Source organism: Mucilaginibacter sp. (assembly GCF_025359345.1).
In the GTDB taxonomy this organism is placed as follows: Bacteria; Bacteroidota; Bacteroidia; order Sphingobacteriales; family Sphingobacteriaceae; genus Mucilaginibacter.
On the sequence record NZ_JANYGQ010000011.1, the window covers coordinates 68421 to 90005 of the forward strand.

General features: G+C 43.8%; 21 protein-coding genes and 1 tRNA gene. 7 read left to right on the forward strand and 15 right to left on the reverse strand.

All coding sequences use genetic code 11. The features are described 5' to 3' along the window. Positions 1-39 precede the first annotated feature (39 nt). Positions 40-357 (reverse strand): hypothetical protein, encoded by a 318-nt coding sequence (locus Q0R52_RS06160; RefSeq protein WP_295793122.1) that lies wholly within the window; start codon positions 355-357, stop codon positions 40-42. 81 nt (positions 358-438) lie between these two features. On the opposite strand from Q0R52_RS06160, the gene Q0R52_RS06165 reads away from it, so the two are divergent. Further along, positions 439-2175 carry a thiamine pyrophosphate-dependent enzyme gene (locus Q0R52_RS06165; protein WP_295793125.1) on the forward strand — a complete coding sequence of 579 codons (1737 nt, stop codon included), beginning with the start codon at positions 439-441 and terminating at the stop codon, positions 2173-2175. 15 nt (positions 2176-2190) lie between these two features. Here Q0R52_RS06165 and Q0R52_RS06170 read toward each other — a convergent pair whose 3' ends face one another. From Q0R52_RS06170 to Q0R52_RS06195, 6 genes are all read right to left on the reverse strand, one after another. Next, a complete protein-coding gene (locus Q0R52_RS06170; RefSeq protein WP_295793126.1) occupies positions 2191-2649 on the reverse strand; it encodes a nuclear transport factor 2 family protein in 459 nt (152 codons plus the stop codon). Positions 2650-2657: 8 nt separating this feature from the next. Next, positions 2658-3125 (reverse strand): RidA family protein, encoded by a 468-nt coding sequence (locus tag Q0R52_RS06175; RefSeq protein ID WP_295793128.1) that lies wholly within the window; start codon positions 3123-3125, stop codon positions 2658-2660. Positions 3126-3191: 66 nt separating this feature from the next. After that, positions 3192-3785: a hypothetical protein gene (locus Q0R52_RS06180; RefSeq protein ID WP_295793130.1), complete on the reverse strand. Its 594-nt coding sequence runs from the start codon at positions 3783-3785 to the stop codon at positions 3192-3194. Between the two features lie 108 nt (positions 3786-3893). Beyond that, a complete protein-coding gene (dnaA, locus tag Q0R52_RS06185) occupies positions 3894-5321 on the reverse strand; it encodes a chromosomal replication initiator protein DnaA (RefSeq protein WP_252793381.1) in 1428 nt (475 codons plus the stop codon). Positions 5322-5759: 438 nt separating this feature from the next. Next, the gene (locus tag Q0R52_RS06190; protein WP_295793133.1) at positions 5760-7307 is read right to left on the reverse strand and encodes a methylmalonyl-CoA mutase family protein; all 1548 of its coding nucleotides are present in this window, start codon (positions 7305-7307) and stop codon (positions 5760-5762) included. 56 nt (positions 7308-7363) lie between these two features. After that, the gene (locus Q0R52_RS06195) at positions 7364-7894 is read right to left on the reverse strand and encodes a hypothetical protein (protein ID WP_295793134.1); all 531 of its coding nucleotides are present in this window, start codon (positions 7892-7894) and stop codon (positions 7364-7366) included. Positions 7895-7985: 91 nt separating this feature from the next. Here Q0R52_RS06195 and Q0R52_RS06200 point away from each other — a divergent pair, with 91 nt between their 5' ends. Beyond that, entirely contained in the window at positions 7986-8339 is a 354-nt protein-coding gene (locus tag Q0R52_RS06200; protein ID WP_252793384.1) for an iron-sulfur cluster assembly accessory protein, read from the forward strand. A gap of 658 nt (positions 8340-8997) precedes the next feature. On the opposite strand, the gene Q0R52_RS06205 is transcribed toward Q0R52_RS06200, so the two are convergent. The 3 genes from Q0R52_RS06205 to Q0R52_RS06215 form a co-directional block, all read right to left on the reverse strand. Then, positions 8998-9720 carry a TlpA disulfide reductase family protein gene (locus Q0R52_RS06205; protein ID WP_295793137.1) on the reverse strand — a complete coding sequence of 241 codons (723 nt, stop codon included), beginning with the start codon at positions 9718-9720 and terminating at the stop codon, positions 8998-9000. Next, positions 9717-10484, reverse strand: a complete 768-nt coding sequence (locus Q0R52_RS06210) for a TlpA disulfide reductase family protein (protein WP_295793139.1) — start codon at positions 10482-10484, stop codon at positions 9717-9719. The genes Q0R52_RS06205 and Q0R52_RS06210 overlap by 4 nt, the downstream gene beginning before the upstream one ends. A 254-nt stretch (positions 10485-10738) precedes the next feature. Continuing rightward, positions 10739-11656 carry a hypothetical protein gene (locus Q0R52_RS06215; RefSeq protein WP_295793141.1) on the reverse strand — a complete coding sequence of 306 codons (918 nt, stop codon included), beginning with the start codon at positions 11654-11656 and terminating at the stop codon, positions 10739-10741. Between the two features lie 111 nt (positions 11657-11767). On the opposite strand from Q0R52_RS06215, the gene Q0R52_RS06220 reads away from it, so the two are divergent. The 3 genes from Q0R52_RS06220 to Q0R52_RS06230 all read left to right on the forward strand — a co-directional run bounded on the left by Q0R52_RS06220 (position 11768) and on the right by Q0R52_RS06230 (position 14088). Beyond that, positions 11768-12982: a serine hydrolase domain-containing protein gene (locus Q0R52_RS06220; RefSeq protein WP_295793143.1), complete on the forward strand. Its 1215-nt coding sequence runs from the start codon at positions 11768-11770 to the stop codon at positions 12980-12982. Between the two features lie 88 nt (positions 12983-13070). Next, positions 13071-13370, forward strand: coding sequence for a YbaB/EbfC family nucleoid-associated protein (locus tag Q0R52_RS06225; RefSeq protein WP_295793144.1), 300 nt, complete (start codon positions 13071-13073; stop codon positions 13368-13370). Positions 13371-13410: 40 nt separating this feature from the next. After that, positions 13411-14088 carry a metal-dependent hydrolase gene (locus tag Q0R52_RS06230; RefSeq protein WP_295793146.1) on the forward strand — a complete coding sequence of 226 codons (678 nt, stop codon included), beginning with the start codon at positions 13411-13413 and terminating at the stop codon, positions 14086-14088. Between the two features lie 121 nt (positions 14089-14209). Here Q0R52_RS06230 and Q0R52_RS06235 read toward each other — a convergent pair whose 3' ends face one another. The 5 genes from Q0R52_RS06235 to Q0R52_RS06255 form a co-directional block, all read right to left on the reverse strand. Next, a complete protein-coding gene (locus tag Q0R52_RS06235) occupies positions 14210-15472 on the reverse strand; it encodes a glucose-1-phosphate adenylyltransferase (RefSeq protein WP_295793148.1) in 1263 nt (420 codons plus the stop codon). After that, positions 15469-16893 (reverse strand): glycogen synthase, encoded by a 1425-nt coding sequence (locus Q0R52_RS06240; RefSeq protein ID WP_295793151.1) that lies wholly within the window; start codon positions 16891-16893, stop codon positions 15469-15471. The genes Q0R52_RS06235 and Q0R52_RS06240 overlap by 4 nt, the downstream gene beginning before the upstream one ends. Before the next feature lie 538 nt (positions 16894-17431). Further along, positions 17432-18499, reverse strand: coding sequence for a branched-chain amino acid aminotransferase (locus Q0R52_RS06245; protein WP_295793153.1), 1068 nt, complete (start codon positions 18497-18499; stop codon positions 17432-17434). Positions 18500-18557: 58 nt separating this feature from the next. Continuing rightward, positions 18558-19097 carry a GNAT family N-acetyltransferase gene (locus tag Q0R52_RS06250; protein WP_295793155.1) on the reverse strand — a complete coding sequence of 180 codons (540 nt, stop codon included), beginning with the start codon at positions 19095-19097 and terminating at the stop codon, positions 18558-18560. A gap of 20 nt (positions 19098-19117) precedes the next feature. Next, the gene (locus Q0R52_RS06255; RefSeq protein WP_295793157.1) at positions 19118-20074 is read right to left on the reverse strand and encodes a hypothetical protein; all 957 of its coding nucleotides are present in this window, start codon (positions 20072-20074) and stop codon (positions 19118-19120) included. 159 nt (positions 20075-20233) lie between these two features. On the opposite strand from Q0R52_RS06255, the gene Q0R52_RS06260 reads away from it, so the two are divergent. Both Q0R52_RS06260 and Q0R52_RS06265 read left to right on the forward strand, forming a co-directional pair. Next, the gene (locus Q0R52_RS06260; protein WP_295793159.1) at positions 20234-21055 is read left to right on the forward strand and encodes a DUF4440 domain-containing protein; all 822 of its coding nucleotides are present in this window, start codon (positions 20234-20236) and stop codon (positions 21053-21055) included. Positions 21056-21137: 82 nt separating this feature from the next. Continuing rightward, positions 21138-21211: transfer RNA gene (locus Q0R52_RS06265), tRNA-Ala, on the forward strand. Positions 21212-21585 lie beyond the last annotated feature (374 nt).

Sequence of the window (21585 nt, forward strand, 5' to 3'; positions counted from 1 at the left end):
TTCCTTTGAACGCACCATTCGTACATCTGCATTCACAAATTAATCCACCGGGGTAAAAGTTGCAAACATATCTCCCGTTTCAGTCAACGAGTTTAGCTGTACAATGTCGCATACCTCAAAATACTCCTTCCACATTTTCAGTACTTCGGGGTTTTGGTGCGCATTGGCAATGGCCTCGTCGCTCAGCCATTCAAAAACTTCTACAATGGTGCCATCTGCTGCCTCCATTACTACAGGTTCCCGGGTGGTCACCAGGCCTTCTTTCAGTAAACGCGAAACATGCGTTTTGGTCAGCTCCTTTAAAGCCTCCGCCTTGCCCGCTTTGGGCTTGTAGGCTACTATAACTATTCTTCCCATAAGTAAATTTTGATAGCAATTTACGATTTTTAAAACCCGGCCCGGCTTATTTGGTTAGTGATTTATAGATTATTGAAGATTATGGCAAAGAGTGTGGCAGACCAGCTGGTGGAAATGCTGGCAAATGCAGGGATAAAGCGAATTTATGCCGTTACCGGCGATAGCCTGAACCATGTGAACGATGCCGTAAGGCGCGAAGGGAGTATTGAGTGGATACATGTACGCCACGAGGAAGCCGGAGCGTATGCCGCCGGCGCCGAAGCTCAATTAAACGGCCTTGCCTGTTGTGCAGGGAGTAGCGGGCCCGGCCATGTACATTTAATAAACGGATTATATGATGCTAACCGCTCTGGTGCTCCTGTTATTGCCATAGCCTCAACCCTGGCCAGTTTTGAGTTTGGCACCGAAGCTTTCCAGGAAACAAACACTATTAAACTTTTTGACGATTGCAGTAAGTATAACCAGGTTGCCACCACATCCAAACAATTCCCGCGCATGCTGCAGGCGGCTATGCAGGCGGCCATCCACCAAAAAGGTGTTGCAGTGCTGGGCTTACCCGGCGATTTAGCCATGCAGGATGCCGAAGAAATTGCCACTGCCACACAGGTTTTTACCTCAAGTGCAGTAGTCGTCCCATCAGCAGATGATCTGCACCAACTGGCCGGGATTATTGCCAAATACAACAAAATCACCATTTTTTGCGGGATAGGGGCCGCCGATGCACACGATGAAGTTGTGGAGTTGGCTAAAAAAATAAATGCCACCGTAGCCTATTCGTTCAGGGCTAAAATGGATATTCAGTACGATAACCCGAACGAAATTGGGATGACCGGCTTACTCGGTTTACCCGCGGCATTTCACAGCATGCACGAGAGCGACCTGCTTATTTTGCTGGGTACCGATTTTCCTTACACCATGTTTATGCCGACCAAATGTAAGATTGTGCAGCTAGATATTAAGCCCGAACGCATTGGCCGCCGGGCAATGGTTGACGTGGGTTTGCATGGATCGGTTAAAGACACATTAACAGCTTTACTCCCTTTAATAAAACAAAAAAAGGACGACAGTTTTTTAGATGCTCAGCGGAAATTATACAGCGAAGTAAAGCAAAAGATGCAGACTTATGTTGACGATGCCGGCAAAAAAGATTTGATACATCCCGAATTTGTGGCGAGCCTGGTAAATAAGCTAGCCAAAAACGATGCCATTTTTACCGTGGATACCGGCATGTCGTGCGTATGGGGTTCGCGGTATATAGAGGCCACCGGGCAGCGAAAAATGCTGGGCTCGTTCAATCACGGCTCAATGGCTAATGCAATGCCGCAGGCTATAGGCGCTGCACTGGCTTGCCCCGGCAGACAGGTTATTGCCCTTTGCGGCGATGGTGGCCTGTCCATGCTGCTTGGCGATTTGGCCACCATTACCCAATATAAATTACCAATAAAAATTATTGTATTTAACAATCGTTCGCTGGGTATGGTGAAGCTGGAAATGGAAGTTGCCGGCCTGCCCGACTGGCAAACTGATATGTACAACCCCGATTTTGCAATGGTGGCCCAGGCAATGGGCATAAAAGGCTTTACCGTTAACGATCCTGATGGTGTTGAACAGGCTTTAAAGGAAGCCTTTATGTACAAAGGCCCGGCACTGGTAAACATCATGACCGACCCCAATGCCCTGGCAATGCCGCCAAAAGTAGAATTTGAACAGGTAAAGGGCATGGCACTATCCATGACCAAGCTTATCCTTAACGGCCGTATGGACGAGGTGCTGGATACCGTTAAAGCTAACTACAAACACCTGAAGGACTTAATTTAGGCCTGTATTTGCCGCTTAGTCAATGCAATTATCCTTGCGCCTGGTATCTACAATGTAAATTATCTTCCAGCTTGATGCGGTCTTCATCAGCGAGAAAACGTCTACGCCGCAATGGCTGAATTTGTCGCCAAGGTAAAATTTGTAGGGCGCCCAAACGCTGGCCAGGTCGCCATCTATTTTTATATCGCCGTAAGTAATGCGCTCGTCGTACACGGAAGTGTGCGGGGTGCCGATTGCCTTTGCGAAATCATTGGCACTGTCGGTAGATATTACTGCTTTGCCTTCTTTATTGGTTGATATGCTTTGCAGCACCATTTCTTTTGCAAAAACTGATTTTAACAGGGTGCTGTCGCCTTTGCGCATCGCATCAAACATGGTGTTGATAGATTGTTTAATGCCATCGGTAGCCGACTGTTGGGCGAATGCTGAGCCTGAAACGGCAACCACGATGATTAATAATAAGATTCTTTTCATATTCAAATTTATTTAGTTACGGCAATGCCGTCTATTTCTATCATGGCATCTTTATTAAACAATGCCTGCACGCCAATAAGCGTCGATACCGGCGGATTGTCAGTCACAAAGTTTTTTAGTTCGTCACGGAGTATCAGCAATTTATCGGCACTTAAATCTACAACATAAATATTAATTTTTACAAGGTCGGCAGGTGTGGCTTTTGAGGCGCTTAATACTGTGCGCAAATTTGCAAGGGTTGTTATCACTTGTGTTTTAAAATCGCCCCGGCCTATTATTTCCTTTTTACCGTTAACCGAAGCCTGACCGGCAATATAAATAGTATTGCCACCGCTTACTTTTACGGCTTGGGAATAGTTTTTTGACAGCGGCGGTAGTGAATCGGGATTGATAAATTGTTTTTGTTGTGCGAGTGTTGCTTTTCCAAGCAATACAGTCAGCGTTAGCAACAAGGCTTTTCGGATTAAACTTTTCATGCGATAAAAATAAGATTTCCGGACATAGTGATTTTAGTGAAACATGTATTCATCAACACCCAGTAACTAGTGCCCATTCTTGAATTTAATTATATCCATAACGGTTGTCAAAAATACAAATGCCGCGATTAACCACACAGAAGCCTTGGTCAGCCTTTTCATCGGTAGTAAGAAATCATCCTTTAATTGGTCTTGCTCATCAGCATTAGTAAGGCCATCAATTTTCTTTGCAACAAACTGGTTATTTATAAAATAGAACGTAATAAATGCGTGGACAAGAAAGAATAAGATAACCCAACCCGACGTCCTGAAGGCGGCTTTAGGCATGGGCCCCGTATTGTTTCTATGATGATAATATTCGGGACTGATGAAGGTGAAAAAGATAACATACAGCAAGTACAGCACGAAAAACGACAGGGATATCAGCGCATTCCATTTAAATAAAATGGATTTAATACCACACCGCCTGGTAAAGCCCAAAGCAAGCAAAGCCTGATAAGAAATTATTGTGGCCAACCCCAGTACCGACAGGAAGTTTGCCACTGCAAAATTTGTTTGAAAACTATCTTTAGCCGAGTTTGGAATATTTAATAAAGCAAAGCCGGCGATAAAGGGTAAAAAAAGTGCAAATGTTTGCCAGGTGTTTAACTTAATATGCATGAATATGAGGGTGGTTATTATGCTATTAAAGGTAATCTTTCTATGTGGAAATGAAATAAAAAAGCCCCGCATTTACTGCGAGGCTCCAAATCATTATTATAAGATCAGTTAGGACATTTTAAGTTTCTTCTGAATATCGGCTACGTAGCCTTTGAATTTCTTATCTGTATCAATCAAGTCCTCAACCGTTTGGCAGGCATAAATAACTGTAGAGTGGTCGCGGCCGCCAAAGAAGTGGCCGATTGATTTTAATGAGCTTTTGGTGTGAGCCTTGGCTAAATACATCGATATTTGGCGGGCCTGTACAATTTCGCGTTTGCGGGTTTGTGATTTTACCATTTCTATTGGCACTTCAAAATACTCGCAAACCAGGTTCTGGATATATTCCATCGAAATCTCTTTCGATGAGTTCTTCACAAAGTTTTTCAACATTTGTTTAGCCAGGTTCAAATCAATTTCCTTACGGTTAAGGGTTGATTGTGCCAGCAGGGACACCATCGCGCCTTCCAGTTCACGTACGTTGTTGTCGATATTGTGGGCAACGTACTCAATAACATCGTTTGATAGTTCGATGCCGTCCTGATAGGTCTTGTTTTTGAGGATGGCCATGCGGGTTTCCAAATCAGGGATTTGCAAATCAGCCGAAAGGCCCCATTTAAATCTTGATAAAAGGCGTTCTTCTAAACCGGCCAAATCCTTAGGCGCTTTATCGGATGTAATGATAACTTGCTTGCCCGATTGATGCAGGTGGTTAAAGATATGGAAGAAGAAATCCTGGGTTTTTTCTTTGCCGGCAAAGTTGTGCACATCGTCCATTATCAGCACGTCAATGGCCTGGTAAAAATTTACGAAGTCGTTAATGTTGTTATGCTTCAGGGCGTCAACAAATTGCTGGGTGAATTTTTCGCATGATACGTAAAGCACCAGCTTATCAGGCAGCGAGTTTTTAATTTCGTTGCCAATGGCCTGTGCCAGGTGGGTTTTACCCAAACCAACACCGCCGTATATCATCAGTGGGTTAAATGAAGTGCCGCCCGGTTTGGCCGCTACCGCGTACCCTGCCGAACGCGCCAGCCTGTTGCAATCGCCTTCAACAAAATTGTTGAAAGTGTAGTTGCGGTTAAGCTGCGGATCAACATTAAGCTTTTTCAAGCCCGGGATAACAAAAGGGTTTTTTATGTCCTTATTTATCGAAATAGGTATCGGCATAGACTGATTTTTTGATTCAGCGCCATTCCCGTTTGATGGTAAATTTGTGGTGTATGGCTTGCTGGATGATGATTGTTCTACTACTATATTGTACTCCAAACGTCCATCGTCGCCTAATTGTTTTTTTATTGTTTTGCGCAGCAGGCTAACGTAGTGTTCTTCCAGCCATTCGTAAAAAAACAAACTTGGAACTTGTATCGTTAAAACGCTCCCTTCCATCCTCAAAGCTTTTATTGGCTCAAACCAGGTTTTAAAGCTTTGTGCCGGTATGTTGTCTTTGATTATTTGCAGGCAGCTATTCCAAACGTTAGTACAAGTTTTTTCCATTCGTAAATTTTATTAAAATGTTGATTTCCAACCCCCAGCGAAACATCTTTTGGAACTGCTACGGAACACCGAATATTCAAAAAAAAGGTGGATTAAAAAATTAAATTTTACTTTTTTAGCAAAATAAATTTAACAAATATTAACGCGCTTTGTAGTATAAATTAAATATAAAATGTTATACTTCGTGGTTGAAAACGCAGGCAATATCGTGCCGTTTAATTATTCCAATACTTTTTTAATTATTTCTCCAGCCCTGTTCCTTGCCGTCCCTTTCCTGCTTCGCGCAGGGGCTTGGCAGTCATCAATTTCTAAGCCATTATAACCATTTTTATTCTCTAAAGTTTTAAGATTTGTTTAACTGGCTGATAATGGTGTGAATAAAAAAAACTTAGTGTGGATAACATTCTGCCATGAAGATATTTTGGCAGTTTTTAGCTGTCAGTACTCGCCAAAAACGTGGCGCAACGTGTCAGAGATTTCCCCAAGTGTGGCATAGTTTTCAACAGCGTCTAAAATAAAGGGCATTAAATTGGCGGTTCCATTGGCTGCGTCACCAAGCTTTTGCAGGCAGTTATTAACAGCATTATTATCCCTGGAATTTTTAAGTGAGGAAATTTTTTCACTCTGCATTTTGCGAATAGAATCGTCCACCCTGAAAACATTGATCGCCGGGGCCTCGGCTTCGGTAAATTTATTAACACCCACCAATACCCTTTCACCGCTTTCAATTTCGGTTTGATATTCGTATGCCGAGCGGGCAATTTCCTGCTGGATATAATCCTGCTCAATAGCTTTTACCGAGCCCCCCATGATATCAATTTTATCAATATAAACCTGCGCCGCTTTTTCGATGTCGTCTGTTAGTGCTTCTATAAAATAGGAACCTGCCAGGGGGTCTACCGTATCGGTGGCGCCGCTTTCAAAGGCTATTATTTGCTGTGTACGCAGCGCTATTTTTGCAGCGGCTTCGGTTGGAAGTGAAATGGCCTCGTCGTACCCGTTGGTATGTAATGACTGTGTGCCGCCTAATACGGCCGCCAGCGCCTGGTTGGTAACCCGCACAATATTATTCATGGGCTGTTGTGCGGTTAATGTTGAACCCCCGGTTTGGGTATGGAAGCGCAGTTTTTGTGCGCCGGCGTCTGTAGCGCCCAACTCCTTTGTAATATGCGCCCACATGCGCCTTGCGGCCCTGAACTTGGCAATCTCCTCGAAAAAGTTGTTGTGGCAGTTGAAAAAGAACGACAATCGTTTTGCAAAAACATTAATATCAAGCCCCTTTTGTAAAGCGGCTTTTAAATATGTCTTACCATTGGCCAATGTAAATGCCAGCTCCTGTACCGCGGTTGAACCAGCTTCGCGAATATGGTAGCCTGATATGGATATTGTGTTCCATTTGGGCACTTCCTTGCTGCAATACTCAAACACGTCGGTTATCAGCCGCATGGATGCTTCGGGGGGGTATATATAGGTGCCGCGTGCGGCGTACTCCTTTAATATATCATTTTGTATAGTTCCCGAAATTTGTTTTAAGTCGGCTCCCTGTTTTTTTGCTAACGCAATGTACATCGCCAATAATATAGGTGCGGTAGCATTGATCGTCATTGAGGTGGTAATATTCTTCAGCTCGATGCCATCAAAAAGTATTTCAATGTCTTTTAATGAATCTATAGCAACACCCACTTTGCCAACCTCACCTTCGGCAAGTTCATGATCCGAGTCGTAACCAATTTGCGTAGGCAGATCGAAAGCCACCGAAAGCCCCATGGTACCCTGGCCAAGCAAATAGTGATAGCGTTTGTTTGATTCTTCGGCTGTTGAAAAACCTGCGTACTGGCGCATGGTCCACGGCCGCCCACGATACATGTCCTTTTGTATCCCGCGGGTAAACGGAAACTCGCCCGGAAGCTCATTCATCTCCGAGGGCTCGGTATAAACTTCCTTTATTTCAATGTTCGATGTAGTGGTAAACTTCTTTTCGCTCATATATAATATATATGCTTGGCCTTTTTTCCTAATCTCTAATCACCAATCAACTAACCTCAAAATATCTCCTCAACATCTTTCCTCAGCATACTGGCGCCAACTTCGTATGGATTGTCTTCCAGTTCGGCAATGATTGCCAGTATCATTTTGGCCAACTCAAGACCGGTCGCAGCTTCGGGCATGCCTTTGGCTGCATTATTAATAATGCCAAGTGTATTTTCCCGTACATGTTTTACTACGCCCCAGGCGCGGCTGCTTACATAAATTTGCTGGGTAATGTTATGCTGGTATTCGTTGCGGATTTCCTCTATTATAATACTGTACAACTCGTGCGCCGAATATCCCGAGGCGTTCAGGCGTACCAGCATATTGGCAGGGTTTACCCGTTCAATAAATAATACCAGGCGCTCATAGGCCTGCAGGCGCAATAGCAGGGTTTGCTGGCTGATGGTTTTTTTAAATTCGAGCAACTGTATTTTCTCGTCACGGTCTAAATACGGCTTTATTAAATAAAAGGCTATCCATACAATACCCAGGCCGGCAATGGTGTATTTTAAAATATCTAAAAAGTACGGTAAAAGATTCATGCAAGTGAATGTTAAATGCGGGTCATAAATATATTGGCTCGCGCAAAAATCCGCATTTTACCTTATATTTGTATAGTTAATTGAAAATAAGATGAGTACTGCTGTTGAAACTGCAACCGGCCCGGTAACCTTTACCACAGGCGCGGTAAAAGAGTTGAATAAATTGAAGAGCCAGCAAGAAATCGGTGACGATTTTGGCTTGCGTGTGGGTGTTGAAGGTGGCGGCTGTTCTGGTATGAACTACATTTTAGGTTTCGACCAGAAAAAAGAAGGCGACCAGGAATATATTATTGACGGCATAAAGGTATTTATGCATAAGGCTCATGGGTTGTACCTCGTTGGTATGCAAATTGATTTCCAGGACGGACTAAATGCGCGCGGGTTTACCTTTAATAACCCTAACGCTGCAAGCACGTGTGGCTGCGGAACATCGTTTTCTGTGTAAGCTAACGTAGGGCTCTAAAATATAAAAGGCGAAATGTGGACAAACACGTTTCGCCTTTTTTTATGGCCCGGGCATTCCCCGGCGGCAACCCATAGTAGGGGTTCAAAATTTTGAACCCCTACTATGGAACATGCTGATTATCCAGATAATCGCAATTGCTTACACCATCATCGCGCAGGGTATTACAAAAGGACTAAACTTTGGATATAATTGCGGAGGGTATCATGATTGGTTGATTTTTCTTCTCAAATTAATTTTGCATCGTAAATTTACGATTGCACGGCGGGTAGGGGTTCAAAATTTTGGGTTCAAAATTTTGAACCCCTACCACCGGCACCATCACCGCCAACACCATCACCGCAAAATCAATTTCAACATATAATACCCCGTTCAATCGGGTCAATTGTTCGGGGATATAAAATTGGTGTGACGAAATTTTTTCGGGACAACACAGATATTTACCATGTTTGGCAACGCAATTATCACGAACATATCATCCGGTCTGAACAATCATATTTGCGGATTTCAGAATATATTATAAACAACCCCGAGGTGTGGGAAAATGATAAATTCTATCGGCGATAAAAAAATACCCGCATTGCATGGTAGGGGTTCAAAATTTTGAACCCCTACGTTTGATACGATTGGTTTATTTTTCTTATTTTTTCGATTCTTCAATAGTTTTCTTGATCCAGTAAGGCACGTTGCCTTCGCCATAGCCCTGGCTATTGAATTTTATTGTCCCGCTTTTGTCGACAACCAGGCTGGCAGGGCATTCATCAACACTATAATAATAAAACAAGGGCATTGAGTCGGCAACAATATGGTATTTAAACGGAGAGACCTTTAAAAACCGGTCTACATCGCTTTTCTTATCAAAAGTAATGGCAATAAATAACACATCTTTATTGTCTTTATATTTTGCTGCCAGCCGATTCAGCTCCGGCATTTCATAACGGCAGGGCGGGCAAGCTATAAACCAGAAATTAAATACTACAATTTTCTCTTTTAAATCTTCCGGCGTCAGGGTTATGCCATTTACATCAACGTATTTTCTGAATTTGAAGGCCTCCCCGGTTTTGAAAAATTTGGTTTCAACCGGTTTTGGCAGGGTGGCGCTGTACTTATCTTCTGCGGCTTCGTCTCTTTTTGTTAAAATGAAACCGGTGCTATCGCTGTCGTGATGAATCGGCTTTAACCTGTAATTGCCGCCGGCTAAAAGTTTGCTCCATTTTGCATACGTGCTTTTGTGCCCGGCTTCGTCATATACAATCGTTGTTTTATTAAAGGAGTACTCTTCAATAGGTTTTGTAATTTCTATTTGGGCACAACAGTTTGCCGCTATAAAAAATCCAATTAAAATAAGCAGGTGTTTTTTCATTTTGCGCTGTCAATAGCCTTTGCAAATCCATCCAATGTATAAGGCCCGTATCCCATCGAATGCAATTTCACTTTACCATCTTTCCCGATAATAACATTAGTTGGATACCCTTTTATACCATATTTAGTTGCAAGTTCGCGACCATCACTAACAATGTGGTAGGCAAACGGGTTCTCCTTTAAAAATTCTTTTAACTTATCTTTCTCATCTGTTGCTACCGCGATAAAAACAATATCCGGATTGCCGGCGTATGTCGCAGCAATCTTATTCAGCTCGGGAATTTCCTGGCGGCAAGGCGGGCAGTTTATAAACCAAAAGTTTAAAACCACTATTTTGCCTTCTAAACTTTTTGGATCGAGCTTATAACCCTCTATATCCTTTGCCTTAAAAAGTTCCAAGGGTTCGTTGGTTTTTATTACGCCGGTTTCGTCTGGTGGCGGCATCATCATTTTCACCCTGGCTATGTCTGCGGCGCTTCTCTTCACCAGTGTAAACTCCGTTGCGCTGTCGGTTAGTTTATTGTTGCTTATGAGGTTGTATTGGCCGGTAAGTATTAATTTATGCCAATCATTATAGGCATACCTGGTACCGATAGAATCTTTAACAACCGTATTCGAATCGATATTTGCAGCTCTTTTAATAACTGTGGTAGTTGTGCCGGCCGCAGTTGTGCGGGTTGTTGTCCCGGTAATGGTTTCTGTCGCCACCTGTGCATTAGCTGCCATTGACGAGGCTATTAAGAACAAAAAGATTATCTTTTTCATAAATTAAGAAAGGCTTAGGTGCTATAGTTTTGTTAAAATCCAATATGCGGCAGGTGCGTCAACAAGTAAATGCATCCCGAAAAAAACAGCAATGCAATAGAATATGGTATCAGGTCGGGAAATTCAAATTGTTTGAAAAGCCTGCGTTTTGTTGTTGGGCTGTTGTGTAATACCATATTTATTTAACCGATATTAGATTGCTGATACTAAGTTATGTAAATTAAAACGGCAAATCAATTTATTATTAAAGGGATCTAAAACCCCCTTTCCGCGGCCTTAACCCAAGTTTCCAAATCTGCCATTGGTTGAGGGTTGTCCTTTATCCATTTTACGCTTTCAGGTGTACTTTGAGTTACCAACCGTGCAAAGGCCGGCATATTTGGCGACTGTGCCAACTGGTAAAAATAAGCCGCCATATACTTCCTGAAAAAATCGTTTCCGGTTTGCTTTTCAGCCAGCTGACCTACATTAATAAATATTGCTTTTAATTCTGCAGCCAGTAAATCGCCCGCAGATGAGTATCTGCGTTTGCTAAAATCGGCAACCGCCTGGGTTATTGACTGGTTAAGGGCATTGGTGTTCGCATCAATGGCATGCGGCGCCATTTCGCCGGGTTCAGGTTTTAAATTGCCACCTTGTAAAATATGCTGGATATTGCCATAAGCCTCGGCACTGCGGGCGGTGTTTGGCTCCAGCAAAATAAAGCTGCAGAAACCCAGCAATGCCTGGGCGCGTTTATTTTGATGAAAGCTTACCAGCGCATACATACGTTGCGTGCTGGCATGCTTTGGGTCAAGCTTTATTGCATCGATGGCTTTTGTCTCCGCCCCGGCGTATTGCTTGTTTTTAAAATAGATTAAGCCTGATAAGTCGTAAGCTGCTACCCTTAATTTTTCATCGCCGATGATTACCTTTTGAAGATAAGGTAATCCATCCGTCCCTTTATCCGACAAAAACAACGAATAAGCCAGTTGATAATTCGTAAACATACTCCCGGTATCAATTTTTAAGGCCTGCCGGTATTTATCTATGGCTTCGCCATATTTTTTCTCATTGTTCAGCTTTACACCTTCTTTAACCAGTGCCCGGGCGTCATCGGTATTTTGCGCGGATGTTTCACCAGAGGCAACCGTTATAAAAATGCATATTATTAGGTATTTAATATATTTCATCTGCTAAAATTAGGAAGTGCGATTAACTAAAAGAAAAAATATTTAAAACATTACTTTATAACTGCTGTATAATTTCTGACTTTTGCACGTTAAAACGCGAACATCTGCTTTATGAAATTAGTATATACACCCATTATAATATTTGCTTTTTCCCTGTCTTCCCTAACATCGTGCTCGTCCAAACAAAGTGATCAAAAAACAGCTCCGTTACCCGGCCCTCAAGCCCCTTTCGATACGAAGGCGTTTTTAGCCTACAACCCGAAGGATGGGGATAAAAAAATTGATGCTGTGATGCAGAATTTGCATAAAACACGCGCTTTTAACGGCAATGTGCTGGTGGCCAAACATGGCAAAATAATATACGAAAAAGCGATTGGCTGGGCCGATAACCTGCACCGCGACAGCCTGAAAATAAACTCCCAATTTGAACTGGCCTCGGTTACCAAAACCATTACATCTACAGCCATACTGATGCTGTGGGAGCAAGGAAAACTAAAGCTGGACGATGATGTGAAGAAATTTTTCCCGGACTTCCCCTACGATGGTGTCACCATCCGCCTGCTGCTCACCCACCGCTCGGGGATGATGAACTATGTATATTTTACCGATGACTTATACCGCGCCGAACACCGCCTGCAACGCAAGGGTATTAGCAATGCCGACGAAATGGCGTTAATTGCAAAGTATAAGCCACGCCCTTTTAATAAACCCAACGTCAGGTTTTTGTATAACAATTCAAACTTTATGGTGCTTGGCAGCATAATTGAAAAAGTGACCGGCCAATCATACGCTGATTTTGTAAAGACACATATTTTCAAACCATCGGGGATGGAGCATACCGCCGCCTATTCAAAAGCGGTATACGATAAAATACCGGTTGATGTGGTGGGACACGACAGGGGGCAATGGCGCTACTCGGTAGCGCAGAACTTCCTGGATGGCCCGCTGGGCGATAAAGGCGTTTACAGCACAGTGGGCGACCTTTGGCTTTTCGACCGGTCGTTACGTAGCGGCAGGCTGTTGAAACAAGCCACTATGGATTCGGCATACGTACCGCGCAATCCTATGATCCATGGTCATTTTAGCTATGGTTATGGCTGGCGTATTTTTGAAGCCCCGGGTAAGCAGGTTATTTACCACACCGGCTGGTGGCATGGTTTCAGGCATATTTATTTGCGCGATATTAAAGATGACATTACTATTGTACTGTTATCAAACCTTTCAAACGGCAGCCTGTTAAAACTTGACGACTTGTTTAATGCCGCAGGCATGCCTATAGTACGCAAAAGCGCATATAAGGGGAACGGGGATACGAGTGATGACTAATTTTGTTGGAAAGTTGTAATGTTTGAATGTTGAAATGTTAGCCTTATTTTTGCCCAAACCAACGTTACAATATTAAAACAACAACACCATGTTCGATAAACTAATGCAGGCCCAGCAAAAGGCGGGCGAGGTAAAACAGCGCTTAGATGCGATAACCGTAACCGGCACTGCTGAGGGCGGGAAGATAACGGTAACAGCCAATGCCAATAAAGTTATCCAATCGGTAGCAATTGACGACGATTTTTTAAAAGACGCGGATAAAGAGCAACTGGAAGAGCTTTTGGTTATTGCCATAAACAAGGCAATGGAGCAGGCGGAGAATGTAAGCCAGAGTGAAATGGGCGCCATGGCCAAAGATATGTTTGGCGGCCTGGGCGGTCTGTTTTAAGCGTTTTGATTTATACCTTTATTAATAAAATATTTACCCTATGAAAACTACATTTTACGGGCAATCTACCTTTATGCTTGAAGCAGGAGGGAAAAAACTATTGTTCGACCCATTTATTACCCCAAATCCCGAAGCAAAGGATATCGACATTCACAGTTTGAAGCCCGATTATATTTTAGTTTCGCACGGGCACGGCGACCACGTGGCCGATTTACTTGCCATACAAAAAAGTAGCGATGCTATAATAATCTGCATTGCCGAAATAGCGAACTGGCTGGGTAAACATGGCATAAATAATGCTCACGGTATGAACATTGGCGGTGGCTTCAATTTTGAATTTGGCCGCGTAAAAATGGTAAATGCCGTACACTCCAGTACATTACCCGATGGTTCGCCAGGGGGTAACCCGGCTGGCTTTCTATTGCATCTGGATGGAAAAGTTGTTTATTACGCAGGCGATACTGCCTTAACTTACGACATGAAACTGTTGGCCGATGAAAACCTGGATTGGGCCTACCTGCCTATTGGCGATAACTATACCATGGGCATTGATGATGCTATAAAAGCCTCCGGTTTTATCAATTGCAAAAATATTATCGGTATGCATTATGATACCTTCCCGGTTATAAAAATTGATGCTGCCGAAGCGGAAGCAAAATTTGTAAAAGCAGGCATCAATATTAAACTGCCAAAAATTGGCGAAAGCGTGGAGTTATAAAATTCCTCCTAGTGCTTGTCAATGACAAGTTTTTTTAAAGCAAAAAGCCAGGAAAATTATCCCTGGCTTTTTGCTTTATTGCTATTGTTGTCTTTCGGTCTTTCCCGACTTCCGGACTAAATTAAATCACAGTGCCATTTGCAATAACCGCACGTTTTTTTACTATCACAATGCCATCCTGCACTACGTAAGCACCATAATCGCCATTGGCAAGCGGTTCGCCCACGTTGATGTGTACATCATCCCCGATGCAGGCGTTTTTGTCGATAATGGCGTTGCGGATATGGCACCTGTCGCCAATACCCATAATAGGTGTCTGGCTCTCGTGCGATTCGGTAATTTGCTCCAGTGTTTGGTAATTATCGTTACCCATTACGTAGCAGTTTTCAATAACGGTTTCAAAGCCAATGCGGGTACGGATACCTATCAGTGACCTGGTTAGCTGTTTGGCGTTGATGATACATCCGTCAGCAATAATTACCTTGTCGACATGTGTACCCGACATTTTTGACGGAGGTAACATGCGTGCACGGGTATAAATAGGATGTTTATCAAACAGGTTAAATTGAGGGATGTCATCAGTTAAGCCTATGTTGGCTTCAAAAAACGACGGTATGGTACCGATATCTGTCCAGTAACCTTCATATTGGTAGCTCAACACCCTGTGGTCGGTAATTGATTGCGGGATAATCTCCTTGCCAAAGTCTGTACGGTCATTACCTTCCAGCAATTCGTATAACAGTTTTTTGTTAAAGATGTAAATACCCATCGAGGCCAGGTAAACACGGCCTTCGGCTTCCATTTGAGGACTTACCTCAGATGCCCAGCTCTCAAAGTTCGATTTCGGCTTTTCGATAAAGGCGGTTATCATGTTGTTGTCGTCGGCTTTCAAAATACCAAAGCCGGGGACATCATTGGCATGTACCGGGATGCTCGCTATTGAAATTTCGGCGTTTGCAGCAACGTGTTTTTCAATCATATCGCCAAAATCCATCTGGTACAACTGGTCGCCCGATAGGATCAGCACATACTCAAACTCGTGCACAGCCAGGTGATGAAGGCATTGCCTAACCGCATCGGCAGTACCCTGGTACCAGCCTACGTTGGTTGGGGTTTGCTCCGCAGCCAAAATGTCAACAAACGCCTCGCTGAAATTGCTGAAGTGATAGGTGTTTTTTATATGCTTGTTCAGCGACGCCGAATTGAACTGGGTCAACACATACATGCGGTGGATGCCTGAATGAAGACAGTTTGAAATAGGGATATCCACCAAACGGTATTTACCAGCAATTGGTACCGCCGGCTTTGAGCGGGTGGTAGTTAACGGGGCCAAACGGCTGCCCTGGCCTCCGCCAAGAACAATGCAAATTACTTTAGAGGTCATATAGTTGGATTTAAGCTTTCGTATAAGGTTATATATTCTTTTGCGGAGCGGTCCCACGAAAAATCGAGCGCCATTATCACTTTGCGCAGGGCCTGGAAATGTTTATCGTTATTATAAAGTGTTATTGCACGTGTAACTGCCATGCAAATATCTTCGACACTTGCATGATTGTACCGGATGCCATAACCGCCTTCATCGCCAAAATCAATTACGGTATCATGCAACCCGCCGGTATTGCGCACCATTGGCAGTGTACCGTAACGCAACGAATATAGCTGGTTTAAACCACAAGGTTCAACGCGCGATGGCATCAGTAAAAAGTCGGCGCCAGCGTAGATGGTATGGGCAAGGGCTTCATCGTAGCCAATAAACACGTTGCATTGCTCGCTGTAAAAATCGCGCAATTGCAGCAATTCTATTTCGGTCTCTTTATCGCCTGCGCCCAAAACAAGGAAGTTGAACTGGCCGGGGTGCTCGTTAAAGCTTTCCTCCATGGAAGTTGCAATCAGGTCGGCGCCTTTTTCAACAACCAGGCGGCCAATAAAGGCTATCAGTGGTTTATCCGTAGATAAGTTAAACCGGGTGCATAAAACTTCCTTATTTGCCTGCTTGCCTTTTGGGAAAGTGTTGATGGTAAATTTTGCCGGGAGCATAGGGTCAGTTTTGGGGTTCCATACAGCAGTATCGATGCCATTTAGAATGCCCGTGCCTTTGCCCTTTTCGAGATAAAATAAAAACTCCAGGCCGTTTGAGTTAATGGTAAGCTCTTCCAGGTATGTGGGAGAAACCGTGGTGTAACGCCAACAGCATTTAACCGCGCAGGCCAAAGGGTTTATGGCTCCGGCCCAATCCAATAACCCGGTTTTTGATAAATCAATCTCGGGAAGGTAGGAAAGCTTGTCCCAGCCGAAAGCACCATGATATTGCCCGTTGTGGATGGTAAATACGGTTGGCGTGGCGGCCAGCCGGGTATATAATCTTGAATGTTGCAAAAGGAACGGCACCAGTCCCGAATGATGGTCATGACAATGAATCAAATCAGGCGACTGTTGCGAATAGCTTATCCAATCTAAAAATGCTATCTGGAAAGCAATGAACTGCTCGGTTTCATCAGGATAGCTGTAAATTTCGGTACGGTCAATAAGTCCGGGGATTTTTACTAAATAGAGTTCGAAACCGAGTTTATCAGTTTTCTCTTTTAGTATCTCGAAAAACAAACGGCGCGTGCCTAATAAGGTCGAACTAACAAAAACGGTATCGAATTCGTTTTCCTGTACAAATTTGCGGTCGTAATAAGGCATTACCACAGCAGCCTGGTGGCCTGCCTGGTTTTGATATTTGGGCAATGCGCCCACAACATCGGCAAGGCCGCCAACTTTTGCAACGGGGTAACACTCGGCACTTAGGTGAAAAACTCTCATAGGAGGAATTTATTGGCTCAATTTAAGCAAACAATTGTTTAAATATAGAACCCTGCCACCTATAATCTGTTTAAAAAAATAATTTTTATTATTTGTTTACCCGATGTGGCTATTCATTTATAAAATACAAGGAGTAATGCTTGAATTTTATAATATTGATATTTTTTGGATGTGGATCAGTCCGGTTTTTAAGAAAATCGTAATGAGCTATTGGCTGAATTAGCTCCATCTTGTCCGAATTTTGCCTGTTTAGCCGGTCTGCTATCGCACCCGGCCGATCTTCGAATACGAAAGCATCACCGGTCTGCAAGCGTTCCACTTACAAAAATGGAACATTTAGCAAGAAAACAAAAACGCTGATAATCAGAATGTTTCACAGCGTTCCGGGTGTTCCACGTGAGAAAATGGAACGCTTTGCCGGTGTAAAGATCACCTGCATGGAGAATATTACACGATCAATGCATCCCGCTGTTAACCGGCAAAAAAAGCCCCATAGTTAAAATGGGGCTCAATTATTTATCGGTAAATGTAATTGCAGCTATACAATATAATTCCACTTATGGGTGTCGGGCGCCAGGCCATACCTGATGTCATTCAGCATTTTCAACATCTTTTTCGAAAATTCCCGGGTTTCAGGGTCACTTAAAAAATACTCTTCGTCTTTGTAGTACAACGAGGCTATCGGTGCAATGGTAAAGGCGGTGCCGGCGCCAAATGCGTCGGTAAGTTTTCCATTTTGGGCCCCGGCAATCAGTTCGGCTACAGCCACAGGGCGTTCTTCAACTTCATAACCCATATCACGGGCAAGGGTTAATATGGTATCACGCGTAACGCCTTTTAAAATGGTGTTTTTGTCGGTAGCCGGAGTTATCAGCTTGCCGTCGAGCAAAAACATGGCGTTCGCGGCGCCCATTTCTTCCACATATTTATGCTCTTTGGCATCGGTCCATATCAGTTGGTCAAAGCCTTCCTGCATGGCCTTACGGGCGGGAAGCATAGCACCTCCGTAATTTCCGGCGGCTTTGACATAACCATACCCGCCCTCGGCAGCGCGGGTGTAATTTGTTTCTATTTTAACGCGTAAAGGTTTTGTAAAATAAGGTCCGACAGGACAAGCTAACACAATGTATTTGTAGGTTGTGGATGGAGTAACACCGAGGAAAGCCTCGGTAGCAAACATATAAGGCCTGATGTACAACGAGTGATTTGGTTTTGCCGGCACCCAGTCTCGGTCGATATCAACCAGCGCGGCTATACTCTGAGAAAATATTTCTTCAGGTAGTTCGGGCATGCAAAGGCGTTCGGCCGATTTGTTAAACCGCTCCGCATTTTTATCCATCCTGAAAATAGCAACCGTGCCATCTGCCTGTTTAAATGCCTTCAATCCCTCAAAAAATGCCTGCCCGTAATGCAATGACGATGATGCCGGACTAAGGCTGATTTCGGCATACGGCAAAATTTGGAAGTTTTTCCACTCGCCATCGGCATAATCAGCCATAAACATATGGTCGGAAAATGTTCTGCCAAACTGCAGGCTATTAAAATCCGTTTCGGCCAGGCGCGAGTGGTTTGTTTTTGTAATGCTGATATCGATGGTTGCCGTCATAACTGTTTGTGTTGCTGTAAAATTAGAAAAAGGAAACGATACATCACCCGTCAGTTGGCTAATTAGCGCCTTTATTACCTTTTATTTCCCAGCCCTTCTTTTTAAAACCCTGTTTCTTAACGGGTGGCTCAAACTTTTTGAATTTAACTTTCAACAGGAAACGGTGTAAATTCAGGCCGTCGGCCCAAAAATCGGGCTTAACGTCGAGCAAGGTAAAGTTAAATTTATTAAAAAACGCGGTGGAATGCTGCGACGCCATTGCTTCGATAACTTCCGCCTTTTTTCCGTCCCTTATTTTCTTGATAACCTGTCGCAAAACTAAAGTGCCAAGCTGCCTGTTCTGAAACTGCGGCTTAAACATCACCCACGATATAAAAGCCGTTTTCAGATAGTTTACACTATAACCGCCCCCACCAACTATCTCATCGCCTATTACTACTACGTAGTAATTTTGGGCATTGCGGTCTAAAAAGTCAGACAGGTTGCGCCCTTGCGATTCCGCAAAATACGATGGGCAATTTGCCTGGAAAATTTTATGTATGGCCGGGTAATCGTGCCGTTTAAACTTCCTCAATACTATTTCATCGTCACCGGGCATGTTCATCTCCGTTCAATCCCCTACCAGTCGGGGTTAAATTTTACCCAATAAATATCGTCGAGCCCGTTGCCAGGTTCAGTTATCAAATTTTTCATTTCATCATAAGTAACGGCTTTGTCGCTATCCCATTCCTTACGCAGGCGGTTGCTGGTAAAAATTAAATACTTTTTATCCGCAGTAACATAAGGACAATAGTCGAGTCCCGTTGAATTTATAGGTACGGGTAACTGTCGCGCGGGTTGCCAATTGCCCGCATTATTTTTTTTACTCATGTACAAGTCACCACTACCCACCCGGCCCGGGCGGCTTTCGGCACTGAATATTATAAATTGCTCATCCGGGTCAACAAAGGCGTTAAACTCGCCGGTTTTTGAATTGATGGTTTCGGGCAGGCTTTCGGGCGCGGCATAACCATCGGCTGTTTTTTTGCACACTACAATATCCTCGCCGCCTTTACCATAAGAGGCCTCAACTGTGAAATATAAATTGCCGTTTTTTGCAATACTGGGGTAATATTCATTTTTGTCCGTATTAACCGTTGGCCCGAGGTTAACCGGCGCTCCCCATTTGCCATCGGCCCCGCGCGATACTTTCCAAATGTCGTAATCTTTCGGCCGGTCACCTTTTAATGGCCGGTTCGAAACGAAAAATATCGTATTGCCATCGGCAGAGAAAGTAGCCTCCAGATCGGCAAAAACGCCAGAAAAGGGTGCCATTTCCGGTTTGCCCCAAACCTCGTTTACTTTTGCCACTCTGAGGATAAAGCTTGCAAACCTCAAATGCTGAACAGTGAAAAATATCTCGTCGCCTTTGGGCGAGATTGTAAAATCGCGGTTGGCCAGTCCGTCGGTCAAAATTCCGCGGGCAAATATTTGCGGGGTGTCTCCGGGTAAACTATTGTCCGGGTATGTAGCCTGGGCGCCAGCGCGACTGACGCAAATCAATAACAGGCACAGCGCGGTAAATTGTTTTATCATTTATCGGGTGTTTTATTGGTTGATCGGAAACTAATACGCGGTTTTATCACCCATCAGGCCAACAAAACTAGTTAAAATGCCAACGGTTAAAATCCCCCTGCGCGGGGGATTTTACTGTTGAATAATTTACATCATATTGTATATTTAAAGTTAAATATTATGCAACTAAAAAAAGCCGCCATTAAGGGTCTTTACTTCGTATTGATATCGCTGCCGGTATGCACACTCGCACAATCAGATTTTAAAAACCTGGTTGCTACCGAGAAGGCTTTCGCGCAGTATTCGGTTGAACACAATACCCAGCAGGCTTTTATGCATTTTTTAGCGGATGATGGCCTTGTGTTTAAAAAAGGCCAACCAGTTAATGGCAAAGAACGTTGGGCAACCATAAAGCCCGACAGTTCGAAACTAAGCTGGTACCCGGCCTTTGCCGACATTGCGGCATCGGGCGAATTGGGTTTTACTACAGGTCCCTGGGAATACCGGGAAACCAAAGCCGACAAGGAGGCCGGGGCCTTTGGTAATTATATCACTATATGGAAAAAGCAGGCCGATGGCTCCTGGAAAGTGGCTATTGACCTTGGTATATCACATGCGAAACCCAGCGCTGAAGAATTACCGGCTTACGGTACCCCAACTTTTGCCGTAGCCGGCCATTCCAACATCAAGGCGTTACTGGCCGCCGAATCAAAATTCATTGCCGCAGCAGGCAGCGTCTATCAGCAAAACAGCAACACCGCTGTTAGAATTTTTCGCCCGGGCCAGCTTTATATAACCACCAAGGCTGCCGATGCAGAGAAGGCTGATTTTACCTACACACCCATAGGCAGCGGCATTGCCAAATCGGGCGAGCTTGGTTACGTTTACGGGCAAGCTATTGTTAAAAAGGGCGATAAAACTTCAAACGGCTCGTACCTGCGTATCTGGAAACTGCACGACAAAAAATGGGAACTTAATTTGGAAGTGGTGAGTTTACAATAGATGCCCGGTCGGCTGCGTCGCATTAAGTTAAATAAATGTTTTATTTTAATACTTAATGTAATATATTTGCCCTCCGCAAAACGGGGGATTAGCTCAGCTGGCTAGAGCGCTTGCATGGCATGCAAGAGGTCATCGGTTCGACTCCGATATTCTCCACCTGATTATCAGGCTTTTAGAGTAGCTTCTGAAAGCCTGATTTGTTTTAGTCCAACATAAGTCCAACACTTTCCTCTATTTTTATCATGTTTTCTTCGCCACAACCGGCCTAAAAAAAGAAATAATACGTTTTTTTAGTCGAATAACTTGTTGCCAATGCCGTTTGTGGGTTAAGTTTTTGAACACACCACCCCATATTTACCACTTAAGCAACCAAAAGCGCGAGCAGGGTAAAATGTCAAGGCCCTTTAGCTTTGCTTAGTGATTATTATCGAAACTATCTTGTTGACAAAGAATAAGGTGAACCAAGTCAAGGCCCAGGTTAATGACCTATGCTTCGTATTAGTCCTTTTCCAAGTCCTTTAGATTTTCTT

Excerpts from the sequence above, each read along its gene's own strand:
- Q0R52_RS06160 (WP_295793122.1), bottom strand. The coding sequence starts at position 357 with ATGGGAAGAATAGTTATAGTAGCCTACAAGCCCAAAGCGGGCAAGGCG.
- Q0R52_RS06165 (WP_295793125.1), top strand. The coding sequence starts at position 439 with ATGGCAAAGAGTGTGGCAGACCAGCTGGTGGAAATGCTGGCAAATGCA.
- Q0R52_RS06170 (WP_295793126.1), bottom strand. The coding sequence starts at position 2,649 with ATGAAAAGAATCTTATTATTAATCATCGTGGTTGCCGTTTCAGGCTCA.
- Q0R52_RS06175 (WP_295793128.1), bottom strand. The coding sequence starts at position 3,125 with ATGAAAAGTTTAATCCGAAAAGCCTTGTTGCTAACGCTGACTGTATTG.
- Q0R52_RS06180 (WP_295793130.1), bottom strand. The coding sequence starts at position 3,785 with ATGCATATTAAGTTAAACACCTGGCAAACATTTGCACTTTTTTTACCC.
- dnaA (WP_252793381.1), bottom strand. The coding sequence starts at position 5,321 with ATGGAAAAAACTTGTACTAACGTTTGGAATAGCTGCCTGCAAATAATC.
- Q0R52_RS06190 (WP_295793133.1), bottom strand. The coding sequence starts at position 7,307 with ATGAGCGAAAAGAAGTTTACCACTACATCGAACATTGAAATAAAGGAA.
- Q0R52_RS06195 (WP_295793134.1), bottom strand. The coding sequence starts at position 7,894 with ATGAATCTTTTACCGTACTTTTTAGATATTTTAAAATACACCATTGCC.
- Q0R52_RS06200 (WP_252793384.1), top strand. The coding sequence starts at position 7,986 with ATGAGTACTGCTGTTGAAACTGCAACCGGCCCGGTAACCTTTACCACA.
- Q0R52_RS06205 (WP_295793137.1), bottom strand. The coding sequence starts at position 9,720 with ATGAAAAAACACCTGCTTATTTTAATTGGATTTTTTATAGCGGCAAAC.
- Q0R52_RS06210 (WP_295793139.1), bottom strand. The coding sequence starts at position 10,484 with ATGAAAAAGATAATCTTTTTGTTCTTAATAGCCTCGTCAATGGCAGCT.
- Q0R52_RS06215 (WP_295793141.1), bottom strand. The coding sequence starts at position 11,656 with ATGAAATATATTAAATACCTAATAATATGCATTTTTATAACGGTTGCC.
- Q0R52_RS06220 (WP_295793143.1), top strand. The coding sequence starts at position 11,768 with ATGAAATTAGTATATACACCCATTATAATATTTGCTTTTTCCCTGTCT.
- Q0R52_RS06225 (WP_295793144.1), top strand. The coding sequence starts at position 13,071 with ATGTTCGATAAACTAATGCAGGCCCAGCAAAAGGCGGGCGAGGTAAAA.
- Q0R52_RS06230 (WP_295793146.1), top strand. The coding sequence starts at position 13,411 with ATGAAAACTACATTTTACGGGCAATCTACCTTTATGCTTGAAGCAGGA.
- Q0R52_RS06235 (WP_295793148.1), bottom strand. The coding sequence starts at position 15,472 with ATGACCTCTAAAGTAATTTGCATTGTTCTTGGCGGAGGCCAGGGCAGC.
- Q0R52_RS06240 (WP_295793151.1), bottom strand. The coding sequence starts at position 16,893 with ATGAGAGTTTTTCACCTAAGTGCCGAGTGTTACCCCGTTGCAAAAGTT.
- Q0R52_RS06245 (WP_295793153.1), bottom strand. The coding sequence starts at position 18,499 with ATGACGGCAACCATCGATATCAGCATTACAAAAACAAACCACTCGCGC.
- Q0R52_RS06250 (WP_295793155.1), bottom strand. The coding sequence starts at position 19,097 with ATGCCCGGTGACGATGAAATAGTATTGAGGAAGTTTAAACGGCACGAT.
- Q0R52_RS06255 (WP_295793157.1), bottom strand. The coding sequence starts at position 20,074 with ATGATAAAACAATTTACCGCGCTGTGCCTGTTATTGATTTGCGTCAGT.
- Q0R52_RS06260 (WP_295793159.1), top strand. The coding sequence starts at position 20,234 with ATGCAACTAAAAAAAGCCGCCATTAAGGGTCTTTACTTCGTATTGATA.